The organism is Gulosibacter hominis, from assembly GCF_904842695.1.
GTDB classification, from domain to species: Bacteria; Actinomycetota; Actinomycetes; order Actinomycetales; family Microbacteriaceae; genus Gulosibacter; species Gulosibacter hominis.
Map to the genome: position 1 here is coordinate 1 of NZ_CAJGWQ010000027.1, position 7,800 is coordinate 7,800.

A 7,800-nucleotide genomic window follows, 5' to 3' on the forward strand; every position below is an offset into this window, starting at 1 on the left:
AGGGGGTACTTGCAGCCCCGGGGGTAGTCGAGCAGTGGGCAGGCCATCGAGTGCCCGAGTTCGTGGCGCTCACGCTCGCGACCTACGGCACAACCTGCTGGCTGTGCGGGCTGCCTGGAGCTGATAGCGCCGATCATGTCATCCCGCGCTCGAAGGGCGGCGCCGTCTATGACCTTCGTAATCTCGCGCCAGCTCACAAGCGCTGCAACCTCGCGCGTGGTGCCCGCGACGTGACACCCGCCACCGAACAGATCGAGACCCGCCTGCAATTTTTTAAAGCGTGACCGGTCAGAGAGTCCCGCGCCAGCACTCTTTATCTCTCCCCACACTCCAAAAAAACCGGCCAAAAACCGCCAGATCAGACCAAGAAAACGAGGTGAAAAATGTCGAAAACCACGACCCCGGCCCTCGATGGGCTGGAACCACCGACCCCCGACAGCAGCCTGCTGCAAGCACTCGACAAAACCATTCAAGCGCTCGAAGCCGATGGCCTAATCGACGACCGCCACGCGGCATTGTGTGAACTCGCCCGAGTCATGGCAGCCGCCACCGAAGCCGGGCAGCTCTCGGGCCGTGCATCCGCTGCCGCGATGGCCGCCCGCGAGCTTCGCGAATGTCTCGAAGCCCTTCCGAAGCCGGAAAGCATCAGCGAAGCCGAAGCCTTCGCCGCCCTTGTCGAACAGCTGGGCGGCTAATGCCAGCAACGCCAGCATTCGCTGCGCCACGCGATCCGAACCGCCGGAACTTCGCCGAGCAGATCGGCAAGGTGTCGGCGGCGCTCGGTAAACCGCTCATGCCGTGGCAACGTCAAGTGCTGGAAACCGCTACCGAGGTCGATCAATTCGGGCGGTTCGTCTATGACACCGTACTGATTACCGTGCCGCGCCAATCCGGTAAGACCACCCTAGTGTGGCCGCTGATGTTGTGGTGGGCGATAACGCGCGCCAGATCGACGATCTTTTACACCGCTCAGACGGGCAAGGATGCCCGTGATCGTTTCCGCGATGCTTCCAAGCTGATTGATGCCAGCCCATTCGCTGCCGTCACAACCTCCCGTTGGAGCGCGGGCGATACCGGGCTAGACGTGCCGCTCAACGGCAGCGTGATTCGCACATTCTCGCCCGGGCTGGCAGCCGTGCACGGCTCAACGCCAGGCCTAGTCGTACTAGACGAAATATTTGCCCTCAGCGAGACACTGGGCACCGCGCTGCTGGACGGCGCGATCCGCCCGGCACAGCAGACACTCGCCGGGCGCTCGCAGGTCTGGATGATTAGCACGGCTGGCGATGCGACGAGCACGTTCATGAAACGGCTAGTTGACGAAGCTCGCGCCGGTACCCGCCCCGGCGTCGCATTCTTCGAGTGGTCACGCCCAACCGACCTCGACCCTTACGATCCCGCGACGCTCGAAGCCTTCCACCCCGCCGTTGGCCACACCGTTACCGCCGCCGACCTGCTCAAGATCAGACCATCGAGTCACGCCGCCTGGCTACGCGCGTTCTGTAACAACTGGATCGAGGCCGCCGATCCGCTGATCTCGCTCGAAACGTGGGACGAGCTAGCGGCTGACCTTACCGCGCCGCCGCCGATGCACGACATCGGGATCGGCTACGAAGCCGCCGACGCTGCCGACCTGCCCAGTGTCGTGTGCGCAGCATGGCGCACCCCGGCGGGCGATCCACGTATCGCGCTCATGCACGCCGCGCCCGGTACCGCGTGGCTCGCGCCCCTGATCCGCCGGATCGACGGCATGAAGCCGCGCGGCATCGCTGCCGATGACGGCGGCGCTACCCGCGCGATCACCGCAGCCCTCACCCGCGACGAGCAGCTGACGATTACCGGCATCGGTGCCCGCGATGCCGCGACCGGCACCGCTGAACTGCTCGATGCGGTCAGTAACCGGACTCTTCGCCACGACGGCACCGCTACGCTTCGCCGAGCTGTCGCAGTCGCCCAGCTGCAACGCCACGGCGACACCGTTCGTTTCTCGCGCCAACGCTCGACCGGCAGCATCGCCGCGCTGCTCGCAGCGACCGCCGCGCTCCACGCCTACGACAACACCGAGCAGCTGGCACCCGCCCCGCTGGCTGTCTTTTAGAAGGGGGACACCATGACTAAGCACACCTTCGTGATCGACTCGACGCAGACCACTGTAGTGATCCGCTGCAAGGCCTGCCCTTGGTGGTCGGCCATGCGCTTCACCCGTGACGAAGCCTGGCGCGTTGCCAGCGATCACGAGCGCACCCACCACCCCGAGCAGTACCACGCCCAGAAAATGGTGAGCGCACACAAGCGATCCTGAAAATCTGCGGAAGCTGGAAGCATGAAGTTCTGGCAGGTCGCACTCAACGCGCTTGGCGTCGAAACCGGTACCGCGTCGCCGCTTGCCGATTCGACGCACCTGGAATCAGTGAACGCCGTCGCGCAGCTTGCGACCCCGCCGCTGGCACCGCTCGACCGCTCCCGAGCTATGTCGATCCCTGTCGTGCGCCGCGCCCGCAACTTGATAGCTTCGACTATCGGGCGGCTGCCGCTTGTCGAAACTCTCGACCCTGCTGCTGAACCGTCGCGGCTGCTGGCGCAGCCCGAGCTTGGCCGCTCTCGCAGTAACTCGATCACCTGGCTAGTCGATCAGCTGATCTTTTACCCGTATGCGCATTGGCACGTCATCGAACGCGACGCTAGGGGCTTCCCAACGCGCGTCGAGCTGCTGCCGAATGCCGTAGTGTCATATGACCGTGCTACCGGGGCAGTCAAGACACCGCGCGGCGTGAACGCCGCCGATCTTATCCGCTTCGACTCGCCAGACGAGGGGCTGCTGATCGCGGGCGCTGACGTGCTTCGCCGCTCGATCACGATCACCGCCGCCGCGTCGCGAGCTGAAGCAAACCCAGTTCCCGCGCTCGACCTGCACAACACGGGCGAGGAAATGACCGCCGAGGAAGTCGAGAATCTGCTGACGTCCTGGGAACGCGCCCGCGCCCGCCGCGGCGTCGGCTACAGCTCGCGTGGCCTGGAAGTTCGCCCGCTCGGCGCGTCAACCGAGAACCTGCTAATCGAGGGGCGCCGACAGATCGACCTTGAGCTAGTCCGCGCTATCGGTCTGCCGGCATGGGCTGCCGACGTGGTTATCTCGGGTAGCTCGCTCAACTACACGAACCGCGAGAGCAGGAACGCCGAGCTGATCGACTTCACGCTATCGCCGTTCATGACCGCGATCAGTGACCGGCTCTCAATGCCCGATGTCACGCCGCGCGGGCGCGTGGTGACGTTTGACACCGACGCCCTGGTTCAGCCCTCGCGTGAACAGCGCTGGAAGACCCTAGCGGACGGTATCGCCGCCGGGATCATCACTATCGAAGAAGCCCGCGCAGAGGAAGGCCTGACCTGATGCAGCTCACCACAACCACGCTTGCCGCCGCCGACGTCGAACGGCGTACCATCACCGGGATCATCGCGACCTACGGCGCACCCTCGACCACCCAGCGGGTACAGCTCGCCGCCGGGAGCTTGAAGCCCCGCGAGCCGCTGAGCCGCGTCAAGCTGCTGATCGACCACGATCAGGCGCAGCCTGTCGGTGTGCTTGCCGAGCTGGAAGACCTCGAAGACGGCACCGGCACACGTGCACGCTTCACGCTGCCGGAAGGCCCGGCCTCCGATGCCGCGCTACAGTCCGCTGCCGCCGGACTTCGCGACGGCCTGAGTATCGGGTTCCTCGCCACCAAGCACCACCGCGCCGCCGACGGCGTGATCCACGTCACCGCCGCCGAACTATTCGAGGTGTCCCTGGTCGCCGTCCCCGACTTCGCCACCGCCACCGTCGAAACCGTCACCGCATCCGCCCACCCCGATAAGGAGCCGCCCGAAATGACCAACACCGCCCCACCCACCGAAAAGACCGAAAAGACCGAAAAGACTGAAAAGACTGAAAAGACTGAAAAGACTGAAAAGACCACTGCTGAGAAAGTCACCCCGGCTACCGCGCAGCTCTCCGCCGGCCCGGTACCGCCCCGCGCCGAGGTCACGCCCCGCCCAATGTCGCTCTCGACCGTGATCGAAACAGTGTCTAGCGCGATCAACTCGGGCGACCGGGGCGCGATCATGCTCGCCCTCGCCGACATCGTGCCGGGCGATGACGCTGGTCACGGCTTCATCGGTCGCGAAGATTGGATTGGCGAGCTGTGGACTGCCGCAAACATCCGCCGCCACTGGATCGAAGCATTCGGCCCCACCCAGCAGCTCACCACGATGAAGCGCACCGGCTACCGATGGGTAACCAAGCCAAAGCCCGCTAAGTACGCTGGCGACAAGGCCGAGGTACCCACCGGCAAGGTCAAGACCGAAGCCGTCACCTTCACCGCCGAACGCTGGGCAGGAGGCTGGGACATCGACCGCATTTTCCTTGACCTCGCCGACCCTGGATTCCTCGAATCGTTCTGGAATGCAGCCCTCGCAGAGTATGCCGTGGCGTCCGATGCGGACGTGGCAAGCAAGATCCTGAAGGAAGCCACATCGGCTAGCCAGTCGGCGACGCTGCTCGACGCGCTCCGCGCGTCAGCTGCCGACCTGCGCAAGATCGGCGCAGCGCCCAGCATGATTAAGCTGGCACCGGATCAGTTCGATGCCTACGCTTCGCTGAAGCAGTCAGAGGTTCCGCACTGGCTCGCCAACGCCGTCGGCGGCGTCAGCCTTCGCGAGGGAACCGCGCAGGTCGCCGATCTGCGCATCGAGTCCGCGCCCGAGCTGCCCGCCGGTAGTGTGTTCATGGCCGATGCCCGCGCCGTCACGATCCGCGAGAAGTCGCCGATCCAGATCAAGGCGTTCGACGTCGCCCACGCTGGTATCGACCTCGGCTTCTACAGCTACGGCATGGTAGAAGTGCATGATTCCCGCGCGCTCATTACCCGCAAGGTCGCAGCAAGTTCGCCGGGCGTCTAATGACTGCCGAAGCCGCCACCGTAACCGCCGACGAGCTGGCCGCCTACCTCGACGAGGTGGCCAGCGACTCGGCCCGCGTCGAGCAGTGCGCAGCAGCCGCTACCGCCTACGTGCACCGCTACCGCACCGAATGGGACGCCAGCTGCCACGAGGGCGCGCTACAGCTCGCTGCCGGGCTATACCGCGACCGGGCGACGCCCGGCATAGCCGAGGGCTGGGAAACCGCCCGCAACGTGTTCGCACGCCTGACCGATGTTCGCATTGAACAGCTGTGCCGGATCGGGCGCTTCGCGCCGCCAATCGTGGGGTAGCCATGATCCCCGAAGCAGTCCAGACTGTCCGCGATGCCCTCGCTAGCGCTGGTATCCGATCCCATGTAGACCCCAAGCGGGTAGCGATCCCCGGCGCATGGATCAACCCCCGCGAGATAAGGGGCACCACCCTAGACGGCGCGATGAACGTCGTGCTCGACGTGCACCTAGTCGTGCCAGATCAGGCCGCAGGTAGCGCCCTGACGCAGCTCGACGCCCTGCTAGGCCGCGCCCTGACCGTGATAGAGCCGGACGGCGCTATCGAGACCGCCGAAGTGCTTCAAACCGATAAATACGCGCTGCCCTGCTTCACCGTTCCTGTCATCATCACCACCCAGCGAAAGGCACCATAATGCCCGTCAAATCGACCGTCCTAGGCCCCGGCAAGCTGCTGATCGGCGACGTCTCCACCACTACCGCAGAACGCGAGTTCGCTACCCAATGCACCAAGGCGCGACTTAAGCCAAGCACCAAGAGCGACGACGCCCTAGTCGTACTCTCGGGCGACTCGATCCCTGGTAGCCAGACGACCACATGGGAGCTTGAAGCAACCCTGATTCAGGACTACGACACTGACAACCTCGCCGAATGGTGCATGAAGCACGCCGGTAAGCAGGTGCCGTTCAAGTTCACGCCGAACGGCACCGCGAAGCGCATGTACTCGGGAGAACTGGTACTACGCCCAATCGACATCGGCGGCGACGTCACCAAGCGCAACACTTCCGATGTAACTTTCCCGCTGGTAGGAGACCCCGTGCCGGGCGACGCAGCAGGTGTCTAGGTGGCCGTCTATGTCGTGGGGGCGCGCGAGCTACGCCGCCAGCTGAAAGCCGCTGGGGATGACCTCGGCGACCTCAAGGCTGTGCACCGGCAGGGCGCTGAGATCGTCGCCGCTGCCGCGTCGCGTCGCGCGCCCCGCGTCAGTGGCAAGCTCGCCGGCTCGATCCGAACTGGCGTCACCCAGAAGACCGGCATCGTCCGCGCGGGTAGCAAGCGGCGCGTTCCCTACGCCGCCGTAATCCACTGGGGCTGGCACAAGCGTGGCATCCGCCCGTCGCTATTCGCAGCGAAAGCCGCCAAAGAGACCGAACCCGAGTGGGTAGCCGCTTATGAGAAGCGGATGAACGAAATCATCGATCAGATCAAGGGCAAGCAAGGAGACCCGCAATGATGAAATTTACTGCCACGCTGGAGACTGGCGAGCGCATTGAATCGACGCCCAGGTTCGCCGACAAGATGGCATTCGAGCAGTACCTAGCTAACCGCAACCTGGGCAACATCGCCACAAACGCATTCAGGATGCAAGGGTTCTGCGCATGGCGTGCCGCGAAGCGAGAGGGCAGCTACAGCGGCACCCTCGACGACTTCATGAATGCCCTGATCGACCTCGCCGTGACCGACGTCGCCGCCGAGAGCGACAGCGACGACACCGCCGAGCTTGAAGGCGTCGAGCTGGGAAAAGATGGCCTAGCGGCTCAGCAAACGAGCTAATCGTATCGGTGGCGCTCGCCACCAACACCCACCCCGACCAATGGCGCAACGGTACCGAGCGCGACCTGCTCACCGCCGTGCATCTACTCGCCGAGCAGCGAAAGGAGCTGGACAATGGCTAGATCGGCTATCGTCTCGATCAAGCTGGTTGGCGACGCTGAAAGCGCCCGCCGCGCGCTCGACGAGACCGCGACCGCCGCCGACAAGTTTCAGCGGGGGATCAACGTTGCCGCTGGGTATGCGAGCGTCGGCCTCGCGGCTATCGGAGCGGCATCAGCTGACTGGATCAGCTCGGCGTCAGAAGCGGAACAAGCCGCTGGCGCGCTCGAAGCAGTGTTCAAAGATCAGGCGTCGGCTATGCAAGCGAACGCAGAAGCCGCTGCCGACGCAGTGGGGCTAGCGAGTAGCGAGTATTCGCAAATGGCCGCCGTAATCGCCTCGCAGCTGAAGAACCTCGGCGTCGATCAGGCCGATCTCGGGGCTGAGACCGATGAACTCATTCGCCTAGGTGCTGACCTGGCTGCTCAGTTTGGTGGCTCGACCGCTGACGCCGTGGCAGCGCTCAGCTCGCTGCTTCGTGGCGAGCGTGACCCTATCGAGCGGTACGGCGTCAGCATCAAGCAGGCGGGAATCGACGCGAAGGTCGCCGAGCTTGGCCTGTCCGGCCTGTCAGGCGAGGCGAAAACCGCCGCCGAGCGGCAGGCCGTGCTCGCGCTGCTTGCCGAGCAGACGAGCGACGCACAAGGCGCGTTCGCCCGCGAAGCTGGTACCGCTGCTGGTGCGCAGCAGCGCGCTAACGCCGAGTACGAGAACGCCAAGGCCGCCCTCGGTGCCGCGTTCCTGCCAATCGTCGCCGAAGCATCCCGCTGGATGCAGAGCTTCGCCACCTGGGCGAAAGAGCACCCGGCCCTGATTCAAGCAATCGTAATCGGCCTAGGTGTAGTTGGTCATGACGTTGTCGACACGGGTGTGGAGGCGTGAGGCCGGTGGCTGGTCACTGCAGGCGGTGTGGGGTCGATGATAGTTGTAGTGATGGTTCCAGGCTTTAAGAGCTTCTCGT

At 64.6% G+C, this 7,800-nt stretch carries 12 protein-coding genes and 1 pseudogene; 12 read left to right on the forward strand and 1 reads right to left on the reverse strand.

Features of this window, described 5'->3' with window-relative positions; translation table 11 throughout:
* The 12 genes from JMV54_RS10550 to JMV54_RS10605 form a co-directional block, all read left to right on the forward strand.
* Positions 1-284: HNH endonuclease (locus JMV54_RS10550; protein ID WP_230972923.1), on the forward strand; the 284-nt coding region annotated here is incomplete at its 5' end.
* A 99-nt stretch (positions 285-383) separates the two neighbouring features.
* A complete protein-coding gene (locus JMV54_RS10555) occupies positions 384-695 on the forward strand; it encodes a hypothetical protein (protein WP_201518884.1) in 312 nt (103 codons plus the stop codon).
* Positions 695-2,098 (forward strand): terminase large subunit domain-containing protein, encoded by a 1,404-nt coding sequence (locus JMV54_RS10560; RefSeq protein ID WP_201518885.1) that lies wholly within the window; start codon positions 695-697, stop codon positions 2,096-2,098. Before JMV54_RS10555 ends, JMV54_RS10560 begins: the two co-directional genes overlap by 1 nt.
* A gap of 12 nt (positions 2,099-2,110) precedes the next feature.
* Positions 2,111-2,302 carry a hypothetical protein gene (locus JMV54_RS10565; RefSeq protein WP_201518886.1) on the forward strand — a complete coding sequence of 64 codons (192 nt, stop codon included), beginning with the start codon at positions 2,111-2,113 and terminating at the stop codon, positions 2,300-2,302.
* A 21-nt stretch (positions 2,303-2,323) separates the two neighbouring features.
* Positions 2,324-3,391 (forward strand): phage portal protein, encoded by a 1,068-nt coding sequence (locus tag JMV54_RS10570; protein ID WP_201518887.1) that lies wholly within the window; start codon positions 2,324-2,326, stop codon positions 3,389-3,391.
* The gene (locus tag JMV54_RS10575; RefSeq protein WP_201518888.1) at positions 3,391-4,938 is read left to right on the forward strand and encodes an HK97 family phage prohead protease; all 1,548 of its coding nucleotides are present in this window, start codon (positions 3,391-3,393) and stop codon (positions 4,936-4,938) included. The genes JMV54_RS10570 and JMV54_RS10575 overlap by 1 nt, the downstream gene beginning before the upstream one ends.
* The gene (locus tag JMV54_RS10580; protein WP_201518889.1) at positions 4,938-5,249 is read left to right on the forward strand and encodes a hypothetical protein; all 312 of its coding nucleotides are present in this window, start codon (positions 4,938-4,940) and stop codon (positions 5,247-5,249) included. Before JMV54_RS10575 ends, JMV54_RS10580 begins: the two co-directional genes overlap by 1 nt.
* Before the next feature lie 143 nt (positions 5,250-5,392).
* Positions 5,393-5,602, forward strand: a complete 210-nt coding sequence (locus JMV54_RS10585) for a hypothetical protein (RefSeq protein WP_201518890.1) — start codon at positions 5,393-5,395, stop codon at positions 5,600-5,602.
* Positions 5,602-6,030: a hypothetical protein gene (locus JMV54_RS10590; RefSeq protein ID WP_201518891.1), complete on the forward strand. Its 429-nt coding sequence runs from the start codon at positions 5,602-5,604 to the stop codon at positions 6,028-6,030. The genes JMV54_RS10585 and JMV54_RS10590 overlap by 1 nt, the downstream gene beginning before the upstream one ends.
* Complete coding sequence (locus tag JMV54_RS10595) at positions 6,031-6,420, forward strand: HK97 gp10 family phage protein (protein WP_201518892.1); 390 nt, start codon at positions 6,031-6,033, stop codon at positions 6,418-6,420.
* Entirely contained in the window at positions 6,417-6,740 is a 324-nt protein-coding gene (locus JMV54_RS10600) for a hypothetical protein (RefSeq protein ID WP_201518893.1), read from the forward strand. Before JMV54_RS10595 ends, JMV54_RS10600 begins: the two co-directional genes overlap by 4 nt.
* Positions 6,741-6,854: 114 nt before the next feature.
* Positions 6,855-7,721 carry a hypothetical protein gene (locus JMV54_RS10605; RefSeq protein ID WP_201518894.1) on the forward strand — a complete coding sequence of 289 codons (867 nt, stop codon included), beginning with the start codon at positions 6,855-6,857 and terminating at the stop codon, positions 7,719-7,721.
* On the opposite strand, the pseudogene JMV54_RS10610 reads toward JMV54_RS10605, so the two are convergent.
* A pseudogene (locus JMV54_RS10610) lies at positions 7,674-7,800 on the reverse strand (IS481 family transposase); the annotation flags it as partial. The gene JMV54_RS10605 and the pseudogene JMV54_RS10610 sit on opposite strands and share 48 nt — an antisense overlap.